Below are 19,853 nucleotides of genomic sequence, written 5' to 3'. Positions count from 1 at the left end.
GCAGTACAACAAACCCTGAGAACGGTGCGGGTGCGCAGACCGCTGGGCCGACCAGCGCTCTCGCAACCGGACCGGTTTCCTCCGTCGATTTCCGAGGTGTTCCGCATGGTGTGGCTGGTCCTGGCGCTGATCGTCGTGGTGCTCGCAGTCGTGTTGTGGCTGTTGCTGCGCGACCCGAAGCGTGGCCGGTCGGTCGGCATTCACGGCGTCAGCAGCGACCGGAAGGTCGGACCGACCGAGGATGCCGCGCCCGCCGAGGTCGATGCCGACGCGCCGAAGGCCGACATCGCCAAGGGCGACACTGCGAAGGCCGACGCTGAGCAGGTCACGGCCGGCGGCAAGGTTGCGGCGGCCGCTGCTGCAACGACCGGTGCGGCTGCTGCCACGACCGCGGCCGTAGCGAGCGGCAGCTCGGATGCACCGACGGCAGACACTGCCACAGAGCCCGCAGCCGACGATTGGGATGCCGCCCCGCCGGCCTTGGATGACCAGCCTGCCGCCGAGCCGGCCGGTTCCGACGACTGGGATGCACCGCCGCCGGCACTCGATGACGCCTCTGCCGCGGAGACACCTGCGGCTCCGGCCGGCGACGACTGGGATGCCGCCCCGCCGGCCCTGGATGACCAGCCCGCGACCGCCTCCTCCGGCGCCGACGACTGGGACGCACCGCCGCCCCCGCTCGACGACAACCCTGCTGCCCCCGCAGCCGAACCGGCCCCGGCCCCCGCGGCTTCATCCGACGGCGACGACTGGGACGCACCGCCGCCCCCGCTCGACGACAACCCTGCTGCTCCCGCAGCCGAACCTGCGACTCCCGCACCCGCCGCGCCCGCCCCGTCCGGCGCCGACGACTGGGACACCCCGCCTCCGGCACTGGACGACAGCGCGGCACCGGCAACCGAGCAGCCGGCCGCACCCGCCGCACCGGAGCAGACAACACCCGAGACACCCACCTCATCGGGCGGGGACGACTGGGACACCCCGCCCCCGGCCCTCGACGACAGCGCGGCACCGGCAACCGAGCAGGCGGCTGCGCCCGCGGCTGTGGCACCGGAGGAGACCACACCCGCGGCACCGGCGAAGGCGGCCGCCGCCACCACCGCCCCGTCCACCGGGGACGACTGGGACACGCCGCCGCTACCGCTCGAGGAATTCGGTGGGCAGCCGGAGGCTCCGGCTGCCGAGGAGCCGACGACGGAACCCGCAGCGGCAGCCGACGAGGACGGCCCGCTCGGACCCGGTTCGGCAGCTCCCGCAGCGGACGGCTCCGGACCCGACGGTTGGGTCAAGGGGAACGCTGACTCGATGATCTTCCACTCGCCGCAGTCGCCGGCATACGCCGCGACCGAGGCAGAGGTCTACTTCCGCGACGAGGACACGGCGGCGGCCGCCGGCTTCCGCCACTGGGACCCGACCAAGCGGTAGGAATTTTCTTCGAAATAGACATCGCGTAAACCACCCATCGCGTGGGTGGCGGTGACAGAGTCGGCATACCCCCTGGAGCAAGGAGCCGACATGTCCGTCGACCGTTCGCCGAACCACCCCGCCCGCCGCAGCGTGCTGCTGGGTATCGCTGCCGCGCCGTTCGTGGCCGCAGCGACGACCTGCGCCGCCGAGGCCGCACCAGGCCGTGGGCGCAATTACGTTGTGCCGCAACCCCGCCCGGGCGTCTACCCCACCGATCCGACGACGCCGAAGCACGAACTCCGCGCCGTCTGGGTGTCGGTGGTCGCCAACATCGACTGGCCGTCGAAGACCGGCCTGTCCGCCGCGGCCCAGCAGGCCGAGCTGATCGCCTGGTTGGACATGGCCGTCGCGCAACGCCACAACGTCGTCGTACTCCAGGTGCGCCCGACCGCGGACGCCCTGTGGCCCTCACGCTTCGAGCCGTGGTCGGCATGGCTGACCGGGCAGCAGGGCGAGAACCCCGGATACGACCCACTGGGGTTCGCGGTCGAGGAAGCGCACAAGCGCAACCTTGAACTGCACGCGTGGTTCAACCCGTTCCGCGTGGCGATGACCGAGGACCCGAGCACGCTGATCCCGACGCATCCGGCTCGACTGCACCCCGAGTGGGCCATCCCGTATGGCGGCAAGCTCTACTACAACCCCGGCATCCCCGAGGTGCGTCACTTCATCGAGGACGCGATCATGGACGCGGTCGAGCGTTACGACATCGACGCCGTCCACTTCGACGACTACTTCTATCCCTATCCGGTCGCGGGCAAGACGTTCCACGACGAGGAGCAGTACGCCGAGTACGGCGACGGCCGCTCGCTCGCCGACTGGCGCCGTTCCAATATCGACGACCTCATCCTGCGGCTCGGTCGCCGCATCAAGCGGGCAAAACCGTTGTGCCAGTTCGGGATCTCCCCTTTCGCCGTATGGCGCAACAAGGCGACCGACCCCACCGGCTCCGACACGACCGCGGGTGCTCAGACCTACGACGATTTGTATGCCGACACCCGCGGCTGGGTCCGCAAGGGCTGGATCGACTACATCTGCCCGCAGATCTACTGGTCCATCGGCTTCGCCGCGGCCGACTACGCCAAGCTCGTCGACTGGTGGTCCGGCGTCGTGCAGGGCACACCCGTGCATCTGTATGTCGGACAGGCGACATACAAGGTGAACACCAACGGCGCCGTCGATGCGCACTGGCTGAACCCGGGCGAGCTCTCCTCGCACCTGGAGTTCAACACGAAGTACCCGCAGGTGCAGGGCAACATCTACTTCTCGGCGGTCCCGGTCCGTGCCGACGAGCTCGGCGCCACGACACTGCTCAACGAGAAGTGGTACTCACGGCCGGCGCTGTTGCCGGTCACTCCGTGGCTGAGACACCGGACACCCGCACGCGTGACGAACGTGAGGCGCGACGGCAATTCGCTGCAGTGGCAGTCGGTTTCGCGCGACGCAGCACATTTCGCCATCTACCGGGTGCCAGTCAAGGACCACCACTCGCACGCCAAGAGCCGGGACCTCGCGGACGCTCGCTACCTGGCGGCCGTCGTCCCCGCACAGCACCACAACCGCTGGACCGACGCCGACAACACATCCGGTTCCGGAACGCACGTGTATGTCGTGAGTGCCGTGGACCGAGCGGGCAACGAAAGCGCCGGAGTGGCCGTCAGCTGATTCGTAAAACGGGTGAGTAGCCACGCGGGCAAGCGGGTGAGTAGCCACGCGGGCAAGCCGGTTGAGTAGCGGATGGAGGAGCGAAGCGGGGGAATCCGCGTATCGAAACCGCCTGGCCCTCACGACCTCAACGTCGGAAGCACCTGCGCGGCAACGGTTTCCAGCACGTCGACCGTTGCCGCGTAGGGCTTGTCCGCACGTGGCCAATGCGTGATGAGATCGGTGAACCCGGCCTCTCGGGCACGCCCGACTGCATCCTCGAAACGGTCGACGCTCTCGTAGACCGACCCACGCGAGCCGTCGGCGTTCAGATGGCGTTCGAAGGACGCGTTCTCGCGTCCCGCCGCGTCGAGGATCTCGGTCATGCGCTCGCCCGACTCGCGCAGTCCTCTCCACCAATCCTCTTCATCATCAGTGGGTTTGCCATAGGTGACCCACCCCTGCCCGACTTCGGCCGCCAACCGCATCCCCTTCGGGGCGTTCGCCGCGACGATGAACGGCACCCGCGGCTGCTGCACGCATCCGGGAAGGTTGCGCGAGTCATGGGCGGAGAAGAACGGCCCGTCATACGTGACGTGGTCCTCGGTGAGCACCCGATCCAGCAGAAGGGTGAATTCGGTGAAGCGTTCAGTGCGTTCGCCGACCGTCGGCGCTTCGCCGAGCAGCCCCGAATCGAGGTCTCCGCCGCGCCCGATGCCGCAGATGAAGCGCCCGCCGGAGATGTCGTCCAGGGCGAGCACGTCACGCGCGAACGCCACGGGATGACGAAAATTCGGCGACGTAACGAACGTGCCCAGCCTGATCGTCGAGGTCACCATCGCCGCGGCCGTGAGCGTCGGCGTCGTGCCGAACCACGGAGAATCCGGCAAGCCGCCCCAGACCAGGTGGTCGTAGGTCCAGGCATGGTCGAAGCCGTACCGCTCGGCCGCCTGCCACTTCGGAGCCATGTCGGCCCAGCGGGCCTCCGGAAGGATCGTGATGCCAATGCGCATGACGGCAGCCTATGCCGGGGGCGTCCTACGGTCGGGGCAGCAGCGGCAGGTATGCCGAGAGGTCGGCTCGTGATCCGGACGCAGACACCGCGCCGGTCTCCTCCGCATCGGCCCAGCTGGTGTCGCCGACGACGAGCTTCATCCACGAATCAGGGCTCAACTCCACGACATTCGGCGGCGTCCCCCGCCGATGGGTGAGTCCTTCGACCACCTGCACCGCACCGTATGGCGGCACGCGCACCTCGACACTGCGACCGGGCGCCTGGAGTTCAAGCTCCTGCAGGCTGAACCGCACCGCCATGGCGATCACGGCGCGCTCGACCGTCGGGTCAGCGCACCAGGCGAGCACCGCGGCGCGGCCCTGCTCCGCATCGATCTTCCGCGTGGGCATCGACGGGCTCCTTTCGACCCGTCATCCTCCCGCATGCAGCTGACGGGCGACCAACCCGGCCGTCGCCAACTGTGCGTGCGCGATCTCGAGATCGTCCGCAGGGAAGAAACTGATGCTCCGCGCACCGGCGTCGGCCATCGCGGCGACGTAGGTCATCGCATCGTCGAGAGTGCCGATCGCGCCGATGCGGGTCCACCAGTCGTCGGGGGCGTGGTCGGCCCAGTCCGCGTCATACCGCTCGCACAGCTGTTGGAGATCGGCGTGGAACGGCAGCGCTGCCAGGCCGCTGTGCCCGTGCCGCACCATTTCAGCGAGGAACGGCGCGGCCGCGCGTCGCGCCTCCTGGCGATCCGGCAGGACGCAAAGCGTTGCAAAACAACGGTATTCGAAGTCCTCCGGCGTGCGACCACACAGCGTCTTCGCTCGCTCGAAGTAATCAACCGGGCACGGCGCATCGAGCAGGACACCGTCGGCCGACCTTCCCGCGAGGGCCAGAGACTTCGGACCGCGCACACCGGCAACCACGGACGGCACCGGCGACGGCGGGTGCTCGAGCCGGACATCACGGGCCGTGACGTGCGTGCCTGCCATGTCCACAGTTTCGCCATGCAGCAGTCGGCGGACGGTCGTCAGCACCTCGTCGAGCGCGGTCACCGGCGACGCCGCACGCACGCCCATCTGCTGCATCCACGACTGCACCCCGTGCCCGATGCCCCCGACCACGCGCCCGGGCGCGAGGCTCGCCAACGTCGCGATCTCCATCGCCGTCATGGCGGCTGTGCGCGTCACCGCGGGCAGGATGCCGAGCCCGACCTGCAACCGCTCGGTGCTCGCCAACGCGACCGCTGCCAATGGCGGCGCCGTCGTGAAGAAGCAGTCCTCGATCACCCAGAGCTCCTGCAAGCCCGCAGCCTCGGCTCGCCGCGCGTAGTCGGCGACCTCCGTCGCCGGGAAGGTGCGGTCGAAACAGATGCCGATGGCCGGAGCGGTGCTCATATTCGTGAGCGTATGCCGGACCCCCGACACCTGCCCACGTGTGCGTCGACAGCTGCCGCCACGTACCGAACTCTCCCCAGGGTCGACCACGGGCCACGAACTCAGCCAAACCCGTACCAAACTCTCCCCAGGGTCGACTACGGCCACGGCGTGCCGTCCGAGCCGTACCGAACCCGACACTGGGAAGACTTCGTGTTCTGCGGTGGCAGCGGCGGGCACACGGCGGCGAGCTGGACCGAGTGAGACGACATACCCTGACGCAGTGACCGAGCAGCCACACTTCGACTTCCAGGGCGACGACCGCGGCGGCGTCACGGTGCTGCGCGACGGCCACCCGCAGTCACACGTCGACCTGCGCGACCCGGAGCTGCTGGTCTTCGAATACGTCGCCCAGCTGGCCATCGGCATCGATCTGCTGCCGCCCGGACCCGCCGGGATCACGCACATCGGTGGCGCGGGTCTGACCCTGGCCCGCTATGTGCAGCACACCCGCCCCGGTTCACCCCAGATCGTGCTCGAGCCCGACACCGCGCTCACCGAGGCCGTCCGCCGCGAGCTGCCGCTCCCCCGCAACCACCGCATCCGGATCCGCCCGCAGGACGGCGCCACCGGCATCGCCGCCCTGCGGGACGGATCGGCCGACGCCCTCGTCCTCGATGCGTATGACGCAGGGCGCGTCCCGGCAGACCTGCTCTCTCCCCACGCAGTTCAGCACTTCGCGCGCGTCCTCCGACCCGGTGGTCTCGCGCTCCTCAACCTCGCCGACGAACCCAACCGCCGGCACCTCGCTCGCGAACTCGCCACGGTCACAACGGCTTTCCCGCACGCCGTGGTCCTGGCTCTCGCCGACGTGATGAAGGGTCGCCGGTTCGGCAACTACGTCGTGCTGGCCAGCAGCCATCCGCTCGACATCGATGAAATCCGCCGCCGCGCAACACGATTGGCCGCAACGACGACCGTTCGAGCTGCCGCCGCACTGCAGGGAACGGCCAAGCCGTTCACCGCCGACGACGTCGTCGCGTCACCTTCACCGCCGGAGCTCGGAGCCTGGCGGGCCCGCTGAACACGCCCTTTCCAGCGACCGTCGCCGGTTATCCACGCAGGAGGACGGTCTCGATACGGCCTCCTCCGCTGACGCTCCCCCGGCTGCTCGACGAGCGTCAGCGGCTCCACTCGTATTCGTGCTCGGGCCGCCCCGTGCCGCCATACCGCAGACGCATCACGGCAACTCCCTCCTCGACGAGACCGGCGAGATACCGCTGCGCCGTGGCCCGGGCGATCCCCAACTCGGTGCCCAGGGTGGCCGCCGACACCGGTCCGCCCGCCGCTTCCAGCGCGTCGCGCACCAACGATGCGGTCACCGGCGACTGCCCCTTCGGCGCCTGGGGTCGATCACCTTCCCGCAGGACCCGCATCGCGGTGTCGATCTGATCCTGATCGAGCAAGCCACCACGCACCCGGCTCCGATACCGCTGCCAGGCCTTCAACCGCCGTACCAACTGGTCCGCCCCGAACGGCTTCACCACGTAGTTCACCGCACCCGCCGACAGCGCCGCGCGCACCGACTCCGCGGAACCGTCGGCGGTCACCAGCATGACGTCGCACCCCGAACCGGCCAGTTGCGCACACACCTCGAGGCCAGACCCGTCGGGCAGGTAGTTGTCCAGCAACACCAGGTCCGGCGTGAGCTCCGCGACCGCGCGCACCGCATCCGCCGCCGTGTGCGCAACACCGACGACCTCGAAACCCTCCACCGACGAGGCGTATGACGCGTGGACCGACGCCACTCGGAAATCATCGTCAACAACAAGGACCTTCGTCATAGCTCTTCCTGAACATCGCCTGTTTCCAACACATTCGGCATCACCGCGACGAAGACCGTCACCGTCCCCTCGGCCCCGAGCGCGGTCAGCCGCAGCTCTCCGCCGAGGCCCTCGGCCGTCGTACGCGCGATCGCCAGACCCATCCCGCGACCGTCACCACGCGAGCTGACGCCACCGACGAAGATCGACTCCGCACGCTCCGGCGGAATGCCGTCGCCGGTGTTCGCGACCGAGATCACCAGGTTCCGCTCCTCGGACAACAGGTCGACCTCCACCCGTGCCGGACGGGTCGGCGAGCTGCGCGCCGCCTCGATCGCGTTGTCGACCAGGTTGCCGAGAACCGTGATGACCTCGACGGGCGCGACCAGCTTCCGCGGCACCCAGCTCTGCTCGGACAGCACGAGGGCGACACCCGACTCCGCGGCCGCCGACTGCTTGCCGGCGAAGAACGCCCGGATCGTGTTCGATCGCACCGCCGGGTTCTCGCTCACTTCTTGGTTCGTCGCGAATTTCACACTGTCACTGAGGTATTCGATCGCATCGTCGACGTGCGACGTGTGCAAGAGACCCATCACCGTGTGCATGCGGTTCGCGAACTCGTGCCGCTGAGCGCGCAGCGCGCTCGTCATACTCCGCACGGCAGCGAGTTCACTGGTCAGCTCCTCCAGCTCCGTGCGGTCCTGAACCGTCAGCACCCCGCCGAGATCCGTGCCGTCCTCCAACGCGACCGCCCGGTGCTTGGCCACCAGCACCCGCCGGCCGGAGACCGCGGTCACCGCCCGCCCGCTCGCGTTCGGCTGCTGCATCAGACGTCGCAGATCAGGCGCCAGGGCAAGCTCCTCAAGATCCGCACCCAGCCGAACTTCCTTACCCAGCAACCGAATTGCCTCGGCGTTGCACATCGTCACCCGTCGCTGGGTGTCGACGGCAAGAACACCCTCGCTGATCCCGTGCAGAACCGCCTCCCGCTCGCGGACGAGGTCGGCCACGTCCGCCGGCTCGAGTCCCAGCGTCAGCCGCTTCAGCCGGCGGCCGAGCAGCGCGGTCAACAGCACCGCGAGCAACACTGCAGCGAGCGCCCACGGGAGCACGATGAAGAGCACCCGCCAGAGCGCGTCGCTGATGTCCGTCGCCGCGAACCCGACGCTCACCTCACCGACGATCCGGCCGTCGGAGTCCCGCAACGGCACCTTGCCCCGCGCGGAGAGCCCGAGCGTGCCGCGCTCGATCGAGACATTCTCCTTGCCGGCGAGCGCCTCGTCGGGGTCGGTGCTGACCATCTTCCCGACCTCGTCCGGGTTCGGGTGCGCAAGGCGCACCCCCTTGTCGTTGGTGATCACCACGAACAGCGCGTGGGTCGAGCGCTCCTGCGCCGCGGCAGCGGCAGCCACCTTCGGTTGGTCGTCGTGCCGGACCAGGTCACCCAGCCCCGGGTCGGCGGCGATCGTGCGCGCGACCGACAGTGCCCGCTGCTCGTACTGGTGCTGCAGCGTCGTCCGCAGGAAGAAGCCGGCCACCAGGAGCGTCACCACGCCGAGCGCTGCCACGACGGCGACCTGCAACATCATCATCTGGCGGGTGAACGGCATCCGCCGGCGTCCGCGACCTTCCCTGGTCATGGCCGACCACGATAGGCCGTTCGCCTGCCGCGAGGCCCCGGATGCGAAACGTGCAAAACGCACGCAGCGTGCGAAAACCGGGCAACGACCGCAAGGCAGACACCGCCCTCCATCGGCCCCTAGCGTCCTGCGCCGTGCCCTCCTCGATGTGAGTGGGGTCACACCTCCCCGCAACAGAAAGGACGCGTATGTCGCACCTCGTCGAGCTGTCGCACGCGACCAAGCGCTTCGTGAAGGCCGGTGGTGGCATCCACGTCGCGGCCGCCGACATCACCATGACCGTCGACCCCGGCGAGTTCGTGGCGGTCGTCGGACCGACCGGCTGTGGCAAGTCCACGACCCTGTCCCTCGTCTCCGGCCTCGAGCCGCCCTCGGACGGCGTCGTACGCGTGAACGGCGCTCCGGTGCAAGGGATTCCGGATGGCGTCGGCTACATGTTCCAGGCCGATGCCATGCTCCCCTGGCGCAACGTGCTCGCCAATGTCGCGGCCGGACCCCTGTGGCGCGGTATGGCGAAGGCGGACGCCCACGCCAAGGCGATGGACTGGATCCAGCGGGTCGGCCTCGCCGGGTTCGAGAAGTCCTACATGCACCAGCTGTCCGGTGGCATGCGCAAGCGCGTCGCACTCGCCCAGACGCTCGTCAACGAGCCGAAGATCCTGCTGATGGACGAGCCGTTCTCCGCGCTCGACGTGCAGACCCGGGCCCTGATGCAGAACGAACTGCTCGAACTCTGGTCCGGCACCGGAACCGCGGTCATCTTCGTCACCCACGACCTGGAGGAAGCCATCGTCCTGGCCGACCGGGTGGTCGTCATGACCGCCAGCCCGGCCCGGATCAAGGACGACTTCCCCATCTCGCTGCCCCGCCCCCGCAACGTCGAGGAGCTGCGGTTGACCCCGGAATTCGTCGAAACCTACTCCAAGGTCTGGAAATCCCTGTCCTCCGAGGTCGAGGCCGCCCGAGCGCAAGGAGCATCCCGTGTCGCATAACACCCTCGACAAGCGCGACGCCGCCGACGCCGGCGCGCAGACGGGCGCCATACCGACGCCGGCGCAGCCGAAGGATCCCCGCGTCCAGGCGCGCAAGCACCGCTCGCTGGTCTACGCGCTGCGCGTCGCGGTGCTGGTCGGCGTCATCGCGTTCTGGGAGTTCTCGGTCAGCCTGTGGTTCGACCCGTTCTTCTACTCCAAGCCCAGCCTCATCTGGAAGAAGCTGGTCACCTGGTTCACCGACGGCACCGCGCAGGGCTCCATCTGGACCCAGATCTGGGTCACCTTCCAGGAGGCGGTCTACGGCTTCCTGATCGGCGCCGTGCTCGCAATCGTGCTCGGCATCCTGCTCGGCCGCGCCCGCCTGTTCTCGGAGGTCCTGTCGCCGTTCATCCAGGCGGCGAACGCAGTGCCCCGCATCGTGCTGTCGGCGATCTTCATCCTGTGGTTCGGACTCGGCATGGAGTCCAAGATCGCGACCGCCGCCGTGCTGGTCTTCTTCCCGGTCTTCTTCAACGCCTTCCAGGGCGCCCGCGAGGTCGACCGGAACCTGGTCAACAACGCCCGCATCCTCGGCGCCGGACGCTTCCAGGTGCTGCGCTCGATCGTCGTGCCGAGTGCGACCTCGTGGATCCTCGCGTCGCTGCACACCGCCTTCGGCTTCGCACTCATCGGCGCGATCGTCGGCGAGTTCGCCGGCTCCACCAAGGGTGTCGGCCTGTTGATCTCCACCGGCCTGAGTGCCTTCGACTCGGCGGCGATCTACGCCGGGATGGTCATCAGCACCGTCATGGCACTCATCGCCGAAGTGCTGCTCGGCTACCTCGAACGTCGACTCCTCAAGTGGCGCCCGCCGTCGCAGGTCGAATCCGTCGCCGTCTGACCATCCATCCCGCTCACAGTCAGGAAATCCCTTGAAACACAACAAGTTTGCCGCAATTGCTGCCGTAGGTATGGCGAGCGCCCTCGCCCTCTCCGGCTGCGCCACCAAGAAGGACGACCCCTCGGGAGCCGCCAGCGGTGGCGGATCGAGCAGCTCGGTCAAGATCATGGTCGGCGGCATGAACAAGGTCATCTACCTGCCTGCCGCGCTCACCGACAAGCTCGGCTACTTCAAGGACCAGGGCCTCAACGTCTCGCTGATCGACACCCCGGCCGGTGTCACCGCCGAGACCGCACTCGTCGCGAACAAGGCGCAGGGCGTCGTCGGGTTCTACGACCACACGATCGACATGCAGGCCAAGGGCAAGTGCCTGGAGAGCGTCGTGCAGTTCGCGAACGTCCCCGGCGAGGTCGAGATGGTGGCCAGCAAGAAGGCCGGCAGCATCACGTCCCCGAAGGACTTCGAGGGCAAGAAGCTGGGCGTCACCAGCCAGGGCAGCTCGACCGACTTCCTCACGCAGTACCTCAGCGGCAAGGCGGGCGTCCCGACCTCGAAGTACACGACCGTTAAGGCCGGCGCGGACGCCACCTTCATCGCCTCGATGAAGTCCGGCGGCATCGACGCGGGTATGACGACCGACCCGACCGTCGCCCAGCTGACCAAGACCGGCGTCGGCAAGGTCCTGCTCGACATGCGCACCGAGGCGGGCACCAAGAAGGCACTCGGCGGCCTGTACCCGGCCAGCTCGCTCTACATGTCCTGCGACTACGTCAAGAAGAACCCGCAGACCGTGCAGAAGCTGGCCAACGCGTTCGTCAAGACGCTGAAGTGGATCAACGGCCACAGCGCCCAGGACATCTCCGACAAGCTGCCCGCGGACTACAAGGGCAGCGACCCGAGCCTGTACGTCAAGGCACTGCAGGACTCCAAGGGCATGTTCACCACGACCGGGGTCATGGACGCCTCGGGCGCGAAGAACGCCCTGAACGTGCTCGGCTCGTTCTCGCCGTCGGTCAAGCCGAAGAAGGCCCAGATCGACATCGGCAAGACCTACACCACGCAGTTCGCCGAGAAGGCGAAGTAGCCGACCAGGAAACTACCGACCGGACCGGCGGCCGATCCCTGTGATTGCGGGGTCGGCCGCCTTCCCAGGTACCCTCGATCCCATGCTCCGGACGATGATGAAGTCCAAGATCCACCGCGCGACCGTGACCCAGGCCGACCTCGACTACGTCGGCTCGATCACCATCGACGCGGAGCTCATGCACGCCGCGGACCTGCTCGAGGGCGAAAAGGTCGACGTCGTGGACATCACCAACGGCAACCGCCTGTCGACATACGTCATCACCGGTGAAGCCGGCAGCGGGATCATCGGCATCAATGGTGCGGCTGCGCATCTGGTCAAGCCCGACGACCTGGTGATCATCATCGGCTACGGCCAGGTCGAGGACGCCGAGGCTCGCGACTTCAAGGGCTCGGTCGTGTTCGTGGACGCCGCCAACAAGCAGGTGTCCATCGGCGACGACCCCGGTTTCGCGCCCGCCGGCAGCGGGCTCAAGTCGGCCCGCGCCGCGTCCTGACGTATGCCGGAGGGGCATGTCACGCACCGCATCAGCGGTGAGCTGAACCGCGAGTTCGGCGGGCACGAGGTCCGATCCACCTCTCCCCAGGGCAAATTCACCGGCGCCGAGCTGATGGACGGGCGCGTCTTCGAGACCGCGCAGGCCTTCGGCAAGCACATGTACCTCGCCTTCGCGGGCGTCCCGGAGCAGGTGCACATCCATCTCGGCCTGATCGGCAAATTCTTCTTCTTCGCCGAGGCCGACCCGCCCACCGAGAACGCCCGCTGGCGACTGACCGCCTTCGCCCCGGACGTGACGATGGAGTTGCGCGGCCCCAACGTCTGCGAGCTGAGCTCCCCCGAACAGATCGCCGCAACGGTCGCCAAGCTGGGCCCCGACCCGCTGCGCGCCGACGCCGAGCCGGACGTCGCCAGGGCACGGATCCGCAGGTCCAGCAGCCCGATCGGCGTGCTGATGATGGATCAGAAGATCTTCGCCGGCGTCGGCAACATCTACCGGGCGGAGACGCTCTACCGGCACCACGTCGACCCCTTCATGCCCGGGAAGTTCCTGCGCGGCGCCGAGTTCGACGCGCTGTGGGACGACCTGGTCGAGCTGATGCCGCTCGGGGTGCGGGACGGCCGGATCGACACCGTCTATCCCGAGCACACCCCCGAGGCGATGGGCCGCGACCCGCGCGTCGACAAGCACGGCGGCGAGGTCTACGTCTATCGCCGCGCCGGCCAGGAGTGCCTCGTCTGCGGCACACCGGTCAGCACCAAGGTCCTCGCCGGGCGAAACCTGTTCTGGTGCAAGAAGTGTCAGCCACGTTCGCGGCGCCGCACGGTCAAACCCTGACTCACGCCGGTCGAGTAGTCGTGAGGCTTGGATCGAGTAGCGGCCGAGGGACGAGGCCGCGTATCGAGATCACGAGCGACGTATCGAGACCGCCATTGCCTCGTCCGCGGCACACGCGACGTCCGGGGTGACGCCCGACCACTCCCAGTTCGTGCCGGTCACGGCGTTCACCGACCGCGCGACGGGCACCGTCACCTCCAGCACCTCGGACAGCCGGAAGATCTCCACCGGATGCGCGCCGCCTCCCGTCGTCTCGCCGAAGATCGTTGCCCGCTGGGTGGATTGCAGGTTGTACGCCAGCTCTTCACAGCCCGAGAACGTCGTACCACTGGTCAACACCGACACCGTCACGTCGTCGGGCAGCCGATCGTGGTGCGGCATCGTCCAGAACTGCTGCGCCGAACCGTCCCGCCCGACGATGTCCTGCAGATGGACACGATCCTCCCCGAGCAGGAAGCCGCACACGTACGCCACCGTCTCGGGCGTTCCGCCCCGACCGGCGCGCAGGTCGATCACCAACCGTTCGACACCGCGCAGCAGCGCGAAGGCGGCGTCGACATACGGCTGAGCCATCGGCATCGGGGAGAGGTATGGCGCCACCACCAGCAGCCCGGTCGTGCTGTCGAGGCGCGAAACCGATTGCACGCCACCGGCGTTCGCCACCGCCTCGGCGGCGTAGAACTCCCGATATGCCGCACTGTCGAACCCGTCCATCGCGCCCAGCTCGCGGTGGCGGACCCGCAGGTGCCCGTCCCTGCTCAGGTCGTACAGCAGCTCGGTGGCGGCCACCGCGAACTCCGCCGGTTGCTCCGTCGGGGACGGCAGTCCATCGGCCGCGAAGCCGGCCGCGATCCCGTCGCCCCGCTCGGCGAACACGTAGTTGTCGCGCACCAGGTCCCGGAGCGCGTCTGTCATTCCCAGGTCATCCATGGCTCGAAGCAAACCGGCTCCGTTGACAAACCGACAACAAGTCTTAACGCTTGATCTGTGCAGATCGCCGACGAGATGACCGCGAGCAGCCCGCGGCAGTTGCGCGCGCTCTCCCACCCGTTGCGCCATCGGTTGCTCCGGGAGCTGCCCACGGAAGGCGCCACCATCAGCCAACTGGCCCGCGCGGCGAAGACGAACAAGGGCAACGTCTCGCACCACCTGCGGGTGCTGCTGGAGGCCGGCCTGGTCCAGCGCGGCCACACCCGCACCGTCCGCGGCGGCACGGAGCACTACTACCTGCCCGTCGCGAGACGACTGCGCTTCGCCACGGGCGACGACGGCGTGACGACGGGCGCGATGCTGCGCGCGATCGCGGGCGAGATGCCGTGCGACGACGACCATCTCTTCAACAACAGGCGGATCCGGCTCACCGCCGAGCAGGCTCGGCACCTGTCCGAGCACCTCGACCGGCTCGTCAACGACCTGTCCGAAGCACCACCCGGCACCCCGAGTTACAGCGTCATCGTCAGCGTCTACCGCCGCGAGCCGCGCGGCAGCACCATCGATCCCGAGGAGCCCTCATGACCGACGCCCTGCGCGACCTGATCACGGCCGGCAGCCTGGCCACGCTCGCGACCATCCGCCGCGACGGCCGCCCGCAACTGTCCAATGTCAGCTACACCTACGACCGCGAGCGCGACCTGATCCGGGTGTCGGTCACCGACGGGCGCGCGAAAACCGCCAATCTGCGCCGGGATTCGCGCGCCACGATCCTGGTCAACGCCAAGGACGGCTGGTCCTACGCCGCGGCGGACGTGACCGCGACGGTGCTGCCGGTCGCGAGCGCGCCCGACGACGACAGCGTCGAGGAACTCATCTCGATCTATCGCGCCATCGCCGGCGAGCACTCCGACTGGGACGACTACCGCCGGGCCATGGTGGCCGACCGGCGGCTGCCGCTGCACCTGCACGTCGACCGGGTCTATGGCGCCGCGCGCTGACCCGCGTCCCCGTCGGCCCGCGCCCCGTCGGCGCGCGCCGCCCGCCGTCTCAACCCGCGACATTTCCTGGTCGATCGACACCGAACCCTTGACGTGTGATGTGGGTCACGGCATATTTGCCAAATCGATTTGGCATACAGTGGAGGCCTCATGTTGCGCAGCACGCCCTACTCGGAAGTGGACGAGTACCGTCCCCTCGGCCGGACCCTGCTCTTCGGCCTCCAGCACCTGCTGGTCATGGCCGCGACGCCGATCTCCAGCGTCTACCTGATCTCGGGAGTCCTCGAGCTGAACCAGCAGGTGACGCTCAACCTGCTCGCCGCATCGCTCGTGCTGTCCGGCATCGGCTCGCTGGTGCAGTCCATCGGCGTCGGGCCGATCGGTCCTCGTCTCCCGTTCGTCATGCTCCCGGGCGGTGCACCGGTCATCCTCTTCATCGGCATCGCGCAAGCCCATGGCGGACGGACCGCCACCGGAGCGGTGATCCTCACCGGGCTCTTCTACTTCCTGGTGCTGCCTCTCTTCACCAAGTTGCTGCGCTTCTTCCCGCCCCTGGTGATCGGCACGATGATCACCGTCGTCGGCATCAACCTCGTCAAGGTCGGCGCGCAGCTGATGTTCGGGGACCCGACCAAGCCCGGGTACGGCGACGGCCACTCGATCGCGCTGGGCATGATCACGATCGGCATCATCATCACCGCGATCCTGCTCGGCCGAGGTGTGGTGCGCCGCATCGCGCCGATGATCGGACTGTTCGCCGGCACCCTCGTGGCGTGCCTGATGGGGCGGGTCCATTCGCCGGATGCCTTCGCGTCGGGTGCCATGCATGCACCGACCTTTCTTCCGTTCGGCACACCGCGATTCGACATCATCGCCGCCATGCCGCTGCTGCTGTTCAGCATCGCGTCGATGGCCGAGGCGACCGGCCAGACGGTCATCAACTCCGAGGCCGTCGGTCGCGAGTCGGTCATCGAACGTGACGCGCCGCGGACGATCCGTGGGGACGCGGTCGTCTCGACGGTCGGTGGCTTCTTCGGTATGCCGCTGATGGTGACCAGCGGCGAGAACGTCGGCATCGTGCGTATGACGGGCGTTCGCAGCCGCTGGGTCACCGCGGCCGCCGGTCTGCTGCTGGTCGTCTTCGGCCTGTTGGCGCCGATCCCCCGGCTGATCAGTGTCGTTCCCGCCGCCGTCGTGGGCGGCACCTCCGTGGTGGTCTTCGCCGTGGTCGTCGTGCTCGGCATCCAGATGCTCGCCCGGGCCGACCTGCAGGACCACGGGACGATGTTCGTCGTCGCGGTGTCGCTGGGGCTGGGCCTGATCCCGATCCTGCTGCCGTCGCCCTACGCCGTGCTGCCGGACAACGCCCGCATCCTGCTGGAGAGCGGGGTCGCGGTGAGCACGTTCAGCGCCGTCATCCTCAATGCGCTGCTCAACTTCGGGCCTCTCGCGCGACGTCGCGAGACGGCCACACCCACCACCCCATCCCTCAACAAGGCGGCCTGATGACCGAACTGCGCAACCTGCCCGACAGCTACCTGCTGCATCCTGAAACGGTCCTACTGCCAACGGGTTTCACCGATGACGTGGCGATCGCCGTCGTCGGCGACCGGATCGGATGGGTCGGGTCGCGACGGGAGCTGCCGGCGCCGTACGAGCAGCTTCCGCGGTACGAGCTGCCACGGCACGCGGTGCTCCCCGGATTCGTCGACGCGCACCAGCACCTCACCCAGAGCCTCGGGTCGACCTTCGCGTATGGCGAGCCGTCCGAGATCTTCCGACGGGTGTGGCTGCCGCTGGAGCAGTCGCTGACCGAGGACGAGATGGCGATCAGCGTCGATCTGGCGGCCCTGGAGTCGATGCGCGGCGGGTTCACCGGGGTCGCGGAAGCCGGCACCCGTTCGGCACACGATGTCGAGATCATCGCCGACGTCGCACGTCGCCGCGGGTTGCGCACCGTCCTGGGATTGATCTGTCACGACGTCGGTCCGGACGCACCGGACGCCGACGAGGTGGTCCGGCGCGCCGAGCGACACCTGTCGCGTTATGCGAACGACCCGTGGATCACCCCGTCGATCGCGGTCGCCGTCCCCGAGATGGCGACCGACAAGACGTTGCACCGGTTGGCCAGATTGTGCGAGGAGGCCGGCGCGGTGCTGCAGTCGCACGTCAACGAACACCTGGCATCGGTCGAGCGCTCCCTGCTGTCCGACGACCGCCGACCGCTCGAGCGACTGGACGCCGTCTCCGCCGTCGGCCCGTGGCTCCTCGCGGCCCATGCCGTGCTGCTGACCCCGCAGGAGATGATGTTGATGCGGGACCGCGGCGCAAGCTGGTCCTACAACCCGGTCGCCAGCGCGTGGAAGGGCAACGCCATCGCCGACGCACTCACCATGCTCGCCCTCGGTGTCCGCACCGGCCTGGGCACCGACGGGACCCGTGGCGACGGCTTCCGATTGATGGAATCCGCCGAAACCGCAGCACGTTTCGCGTCCGCGAGCCGCGTCGGAGATCCGTTCGCCGGGCAAGGTCGCGTGTGGTTGGACGCTGCGACCAGCGGCGCCGCCGACGCCGTCGGACTCGATTCTGGCGGCCCGGACTCCACCGGCGCGATCCGCGAGGGCGCCCACGCCGATCTGCTCGTCCTCGACCTGCGGGTGCCCGAGCTGACCCCGAGCCACGACCTGGCCTGGGACCTGGTCCGGGTCGGCAACCGCGATCAACTGCACGCCGTCATCACCGGCGGTCGCCCGCGGATCGTCGACGGACGCCGCGTCGGGTCCGACCAGGACGAGTTGCTGCAGCGGGCGGCCGACGCGGCACACGCCGTGGCCACACGCGCCTGCCTGCGACCCCGTCGGCAGCGATGAGCCTCACCGCACTCGCCATACTTTCGCTGACCGTCGTCGTGGGTGGCTTCGTCCAGGGGATGAGCGGCATCGGCTTCGCGTTGATCTTCGCGCCGGTGGCCGGACTGATCGACTCCGCGATGCTGCCGGTGACGCTGCTGGTGCTCATGCTGCCGCTGAACGCGTTCGTGTTCTGGCGCGAACGCTCGGCCGTCGACTGGCACGGTTTCCGCTGGATCGCCGTCGCGCGCATCGCCTCCACCCCACTCGGCCTGCTGGTGTTGTCGCTGGTGCCGAAGAGCGGCCTCGGCCTGTTGATCGGCGCCGCAACGGTGCTCGCGGCGGTCGTGAGCCTCCTCGCGCCGGACTTCCACCCATCGCGCGGTGCGTTCCTGGGCGCCGGTGTCGCGACCGGTCTGAGTGAGACCGCGACCGGCGTGGGCGGCCCACCTCTCGCGCTGGTCTACCAGCACGTGCCGGCACCACAGCTGCGCTCCACGGTCGCCGCGTCGTTCTTCCTCGGTGAGGTCGTCTCGCTGATCCTGTTGCTCGCCCGCGGCGTCGGCAGTGGCAGCACGGTGCTCGACGCCGTCTGGTTGGTGCCGGCGCTCGTCGTCGGCCTGCTGCTCAGCTCGCGGGTGCACCATCGGGTCGACAGCAAGCGACTGCGCGTGCTCGTGCTGGTGTTCGCCCTGGTGTCAGGCGTCGTGCTGATGGTGTCGTGACGACTCTCGTATGACGAGCTCCGGTGCCGGCAGCGTCGCCGGCGCAACGGGCGCACCGGTGATCCGGCCCAGCAACATGTCGACGGCCGCCCGAGCGGCATCCGGCAACCGCAGCTCGACCGCCGTGATCGGTGGGCGCGCAGCACGGGCACGCGGCCCGTCATACCGGGTGACGACCGTGAGGTCCGGCGGAGTGCGCCCCGCGTCGGCCGCCGCACGGACCGCACCGGAGGCGAAGGCGTCGACCCAGGCAGCGACCGCATCGACGTCCGGATCGTCCTGCAGCAGGTCACGGGTCACCGCGTAGCCGCCCTGTTCCCCCTCGGCCTCCGGCACCGTCCGGACGATCGGCTCCCAGCCCTGCTGCTCCGCCACCCGGCGATAGGTCCGCTCCGCGTCACGGTAGGTCGTCCGGTCGCGATCGCCGAGCAGCAGCGCGGGGCGTCGGCTCCCGACGGCGACCAGGTGCTCGATCAGCGTCGCCGCCACCGCCTCCGTCTGCAGCGGTATGACGAGATCGTCCTCGCGCGCTCCCGGGAAGGCGCCGATCGCGACGAACGGCGTTGTGTCTGCTCGCAATCGGTCGACGATCGGATCCGCGTCGGCAGGCTCGACCACGATGACGCCGTCCACCGACAACCCGGGGAGCGCATCGGGCAGGCTGGCGCCCAACGGCGGCAGCAGCACCATCGTCTGATGGTGATCGAAGGCACGCTCCGCCGCCGCCGCGGCGAGTTCGAGGAAGAAGCCCTGATGCGCGGCACCGCCCGCGACCGCCACATCCATCGACGATGCGATGGCCAGCGCCTGTGACCGGCCACGTCGCAACGCCTGCGCACGGGGGCTCGGGCGGTAGCCGAGCCGACCTGCGGCATCCAGCACCCGCTGGCGGGTGGCCTCGTTGACCCGGCCGGATCCGCTCAGCGCGTGGGAGACGGTGGTTTGCGACACCGCGGCCTCGCGGGCGACATCGGCGATCGTCGCGCGCGGGGAACGGGGGCGGGAGGACACACCGCAACACTAAGTGACGAGCGCGCCACCGGGCCGTCTCCGACCGGTCGATACCCTTGTCCCGTCACTCTCCGCCTCGCCGAGGAGCC

20 protein-coding genes are annotated in these 19,853 nt (G+C 68.8%); 13 read left to right on the top strand and 7 right to left on the bottom strand.

Features of this window, described 5'->3' with window-relative positions; translation table 11 throughout:
* Nucleotides 1–105: 105 nt before the first annotated feature.
* Both ACZ50J_RS03045 and ACZ50J_RS03040 read left to right on the top strand, forming a co-directional pair.
* Nucleotides 106–1,425, top strand: coding sequence for a sunset domain-containing protein (locus ACZ50J_RS03045; RefSeq protein WP_464299819.1), 1,320 nt, complete (start codon nt 106–108; stop codon nt 1,423–1,425).
* A gap of 90 nt (nt 1,426–1,515) precedes the next feature.
* Nucleotides 1,516–3,132 (top strand): glycoside hydrolase family 10-like protein, encoded by a 1,617-nt coding sequence (locus ACZ50J_RS03040; RefSeq protein WP_464299818.1) that lies wholly within the window; start codon nt 1,516–1,518, stop codon nt 3,130–3,132.
* 119 nt (nt 3,133–3,251) lie between these two features.
* Here ACZ50J_RS03040 and ACZ50J_RS03035 read toward each other — a convergent pair whose 3' ends face one another.
* From ACZ50J_RS03035 to ACZ50J_RS03025, 3 genes are read right to left on the bottom strand one after another with little or no spacing between them, the layout of a single operon-like run.
* Nucleotides 3,252–4,124: an LLM class flavin-dependent oxidoreductase gene (locus tag ACZ50J_RS03035; RefSeq protein WP_464299817.1), complete on the bottom strand. Its 873-nt coding sequence runs from the start codon at nt 4,122–4,124 to the stop codon at nt 3,252–3,254.
* 25 nt (nt 4,125–4,149) lie between these two features.
* On the bottom strand, nt 4,150–4,515 hold the full coding sequence (locus ACZ50J_RS03030) for a sterol carrier family protein (RefSeq protein WP_464299816.1): 366 nt from the start codon (nt 4,513–4,515) through the stop codon (nt 4,150–4,152).
* 21 nt (nt 4,516–4,536) lie between these two features.
* Nucleotides 4,537–5,511: an LLM class flavin-dependent oxidoreductase gene (locus ACZ50J_RS03025; RefSeq protein WP_464299815.1), complete on the bottom strand. Its 975-nt coding sequence runs from the start codon at nt 5,509–5,511 to the stop codon at nt 4,537–4,539.
* Between the two features lie 262 nt (nt 5,512–5,773).
* Here ACZ50J_RS03025 and ACZ50J_RS03020 point away from each other — a divergent pair, with 262 nt between their 5' ends.
* Complete coding sequence (locus ACZ50J_RS03020) at nt 5,774–6,574, top strand: spermidine synthase (protein WP_464299814.1); 801 nt, start codon at nt 5,774–5,776, stop codon at nt 6,572–6,574.
* Nucleotides 6,575–6,671: 97 nt separating this feature from the next.
* Here the strand turns inward: ACZ50J_RS03020 and ACZ50J_RS03015 are convergent, their stop codons facing one another.
* Together ACZ50J_RS03015 and ACZ50J_RS03010 are read right to left on the bottom strand one after the other, a co-directional pair.
* Nucleotides 6,672–7,334: a response regulator gene (locus tag ACZ50J_RS03015; RefSeq protein ID WP_464299813.1), complete on the bottom strand. Its 663-nt coding sequence runs from the start codon at nt 7,332–7,334 to the stop codon at nt 6,672–6,674.
* A complete protein-coding gene (locus tag ACZ50J_RS03010; RefSeq protein WP_464299812.1) occupies nt 7,331–8,953 on the bottom strand; it encodes an ATP-binding protein in 1,623 nt (540 codons plus the stop codon). Before ACZ50J_RS03010 ends, ACZ50J_RS03015 begins: the two co-directional genes overlap by 4 nt.
* 188 nt (nt 8,954–9,141) lie before the next feature.
* Between ACZ50J_RS03010 and ACZ50J_RS03005 the strand changes: the two genes are divergently transcribed.
* From ACZ50J_RS03005 to ACZ50J_RS02985, 5 genes are all read left to right on the top strand, one after another.
* Nucleotides 9,142–9,945: an ABC transporter ATP-binding protein gene (locus tag ACZ50J_RS03005; protein ID WP_464299811.1), complete on the top strand. Its 804-nt coding sequence runs from the start codon at nt 9,142–9,144 to the stop codon at nt 9,943–9,945.
* The gene (locus ACZ50J_RS03000; protein WP_464299810.1) at nt 9,935–10,828 is read left to right on the top strand and encodes an ABC transporter permease; all 894 of its coding nucleotides are present in this window, start codon (nt 9,935–9,937) and stop codon (nt 10,826–10,828) included. The genes ACZ50J_RS03005 and ACZ50J_RS03000 overlap by 11 nt, the downstream gene beginning before the upstream one ends.
* A 31-nt stretch (nt 10,829–10,859) precedes the next feature.
* Nucleotides 10,860–11,912 (top strand): ABC transporter substrate-binding protein, encoded by a 1,053-nt coding sequence (locus ACZ50J_RS02995; RefSeq protein ID WP_464299809.1) that lies wholly within the window; start codon nt 10,860–10,862, stop codon nt 11,910–11,912.
* An 82-nt stretch (nt 11,913–11,994) separates the two neighbouring features.
* Nucleotides 11,995–12,408, top strand: coding sequence for an aspartate 1-decarboxylase (gene panD, locus ACZ50J_RS02990; protein ID WP_464299808.1), 414 nt, complete (start codon nt 11,995–11,997; stop codon nt 12,406–12,408).
* Nucleotides 12,409–12,411: 3 nt separating this feature from the next.
* Nucleotides 12,412–13,248, top strand: coding sequence for an Fpg/Nei family DNA glycosylase (locus ACZ50J_RS02985; protein WP_464299807.1), 837 nt, complete (start codon nt 12,412–12,414; stop codon nt 13,246–13,248).
* A gap of 69 nt (nt 13,249–13,317) precedes the next feature.
* Here ACZ50J_RS02985 and ACZ50J_RS02980 read toward each other — a convergent pair whose 3' ends face one another.
* Nucleotides 13,318–14,163: a S41 family peptidase gene (locus ACZ50J_RS02980; protein WP_464299806.1), complete on the bottom strand. Its 846-nt coding sequence runs from the start codon at nt 14,161–14,163 to the stop codon at nt 13,318–13,320.
* 72 nt (nt 14,164–14,235) lie between these two features.
* On the opposite strand from ACZ50J_RS02980, the gene ACZ50J_RS02975 reads away from it, so the two are divergent.
* The 5 genes from ACZ50J_RS02975 (at nt 14,236) to ACZ50J_RS02955 (ending at nt 18,753) form a co-directional block, all read left to right on the top strand.
* Nucleotides 14,236–14,763, top strand: coding sequence for an ArsR/SmtB family transcription factor (locus ACZ50J_RS02975; protein WP_464299805.1), 528 nt, complete (start codon nt 14,236–14,238; stop codon nt 14,761–14,763).
* Nucleotides 14,760–15,179, top strand: a complete 420-nt coding sequence (locus ACZ50J_RS02970) for a PPOX class F420-dependent oxidoreductase (RefSeq protein ID WP_464299804.1) — start codon at nt 14,760–14,762, stop codon at nt 15,177–15,179. The genes ACZ50J_RS02975 and ACZ50J_RS02970 overlap by 4 nt, the downstream gene beginning before the upstream one ends.
* A gap of 150 nt (nt 15,180–15,329) precedes the next feature.
* Nucleotides 15,330–16,685, top strand: coding sequence for a uracil-xanthine permease family protein (locus ACZ50J_RS02965; protein ID WP_464299803.1), 1,356 nt, complete (start codon nt 15,330–15,332; stop codon nt 16,683–16,685).
* Nucleotides 16,685–18,049, top strand: a complete 1,365-nt coding sequence (locus ACZ50J_RS02960; RefSeq protein ID WP_464299802.1) for an amidohydrolase family protein — start codon at nt 16,685–16,687, stop codon at nt 18,047–18,049. Before ACZ50J_RS02965 ends, ACZ50J_RS02960 begins: the two co-directional genes overlap by 1 nt.
* A complete protein-coding gene (locus ACZ50J_RS02955; protein ID WP_464299801.1) occupies nt 18,046–18,753 on the top strand; it encodes a sulfite exporter TauE/SafE family protein in 708 nt (235 codons plus the stop codon). Before ACZ50J_RS02960 ends, ACZ50J_RS02955 begins: the two co-directional genes overlap by 4 nt.
* Here ACZ50J_RS02955 and ACZ50J_RS02950 read toward each other — a convergent pair.
* Nucleotides 18,727–19,764 carry a substrate-binding domain-containing protein gene (locus ACZ50J_RS02950; protein ID WP_464299800.1) on the bottom strand — a complete coding sequence of 346 codons (1,038 nt, stop codon included), beginning with the start codon at nt 19,762–19,764 and terminating at the stop codon, nt 18,727–18,729. The genes ACZ50J_RS02955 and ACZ50J_RS02950 overlap by 27 nt on opposite strands.
* Nucleotides 19,765–19,853: the final 89 nt, after the last annotated feature.

This window comes from Flexivirga sp. G2 (assembly GCF_055397625.1).
Note: the sequence above shows the minus strand (reverse complement) of the source record. Positions and strands in the feature narration are given on the sequence as shown.

Coding starts and splice junctions, on each gene's coding strand:
- ACZ50J_RS03045 (WP_464299819.1), top strand. CDS start 106: ATGGTGTGGCTGGTCCTGGCGCTGATCGTCGTGGTGCTCGCAGTCGTG.
- ACZ50J_RS03040 (WP_464299818.1), top strand. CDS start 1,516: ATGTCCGTCGACCGTTCGCCGAACCACCCCGCCCGCCGCAGCGTGCTG.
- ACZ50J_RS03035 (WP_464299817.1), bottom strand. CDS start 4,124: ATGCGCATTGGCATCACGATCCTTCCGGAGGCCCGCTGGGCCGACATG.
- ACZ50J_RS03030 (WP_464299816.1), bottom strand. CDS start 4,515: ATGCCCACGCGGAAGATCGATGCGGAGCAGGGCCGCGCCGCGGTGCTC.
- ACZ50J_RS03025 (WP_464299815.1), bottom strand. CDS start 5,511: ATGAGCACCGCTCCGGCCATCGGCATCTGTTTCGACCGCACCTTCCCG.
- ACZ50J_RS03015 (WP_464299813.1), bottom strand. CDS start 7,334: ATGACGAAGGTCCTTGTTGTTGACGATGATTTCCGAGTGGCGTCGGTC.
- ACZ50J_RS03010 (WP_464299812.1), bottom strand. CDS start 8,953: ATGACCAGGGAAGGTCGCGGACGCCGGCGGATGCCGTTCACCCGCCAG.
- ACZ50J_RS03005 (WP_464299811.1), top strand. CDS start 9,142: ATGTCGCACCTCGTCGAGCTGTCGCACGCGACCAAGCGCTTCGTGAAG.
- panD (WP_464299808.1), top strand. CDS start 11,995: ATGCTCCGGACGATGATGAAGTCCAAGATCCACCGCGCGACCGTGACC.
- ACZ50J_RS02985 (WP_464299807.1), top strand. CDS start 12,412: ATGCCGGAGGGGCATGTCACGCACCGCATCAGCGGTGAGCTGAACCGC.
- ACZ50J_RS02980 (WP_464299806.1), bottom strand. CDS start 14,163: ATGACAGACGCGCTCCGGGACCTGGTGCGCGACAACTACGTGTTCGCC.
- ACZ50J_RS02970 (WP_464299804.1), top strand. CDS start 14,760: ATGACCGACGCCCTGCGCGACCTGATCACGGCCGGCAGCCTGGCCACG.
- ACZ50J_RS02965 (WP_464299803.1), top strand. CDS start 15,330: ATGTTGCGCAGCACGCCCTACTCGGAAGTGGACGAGTACCGTCCCCTC.
- ACZ50J_RS02960 (WP_464299802.1), top strand. CDS start 16,685: ATGACCGAACTGCGCAACCTGCCCGACAGCTACCTGCTGCATCCTGAA.
- ACZ50J_RS02955 (WP_464299801.1), top strand. CDS start 18,046: ATGAGCCTCACCGCACTCGCCATACTTTCGCTGACCGTCGTCGTGGGT.